Consider the following 308-nt stretch of genomic DNA (forward strand, 5'->3'; position numbering starts at 1 on the left):
AGTTTTCGGCTCAAGGTCGCCACTCAATGTTGCGCGTTTATATCGATAAAGAAGGCGGCGTGCTGGTGGACGATTGTGCCATCGTCAGCCGCCAGATCAGCGGTGTCCTGGATGTTGAAGATCCGATCGCCGTTGAGTACACCCTTGAAGTTTCCTCGCCTGGCATGGAACGCCCACTGTTCACTATTGAGCAGTTTGCAAAATTTGCCGGTGAACAAGTGAAGATCAAGCTGCGCTCGCCTTTCGAAGGCCGACGCAACTTTCAGGGCCTTCTGCGCGGTGTAGAAGAGCAGGACGTCGTGGTGCAG

The 308-nt window shown here is 54.5% G+C and carries 1 protein-coding gene; it reads left to right on the plus strand.

Annotated elements, in window-relative coordinates; genetic code table 11:
• On the plus strand, nucleotides 1-308 hold a 308-nt coding region (gene rimP / locus ACIOYV_RS33275; protein ID WP_401330720.1), incomplete at both ends, for a ribosome maturation factor RimP.

The sequence above is a fragment of the Pseudomonas sp. NPDC087342 genome (genome assembly GCF_044744265.1).
Taxonomy (GTDB): Bacteria; Pseudomonadota; Gammaproteobacteria; order Pseudomonadales; family Pseudomonadaceae; genus Aquipseudomonas; species Aquipseudomonas nunensis.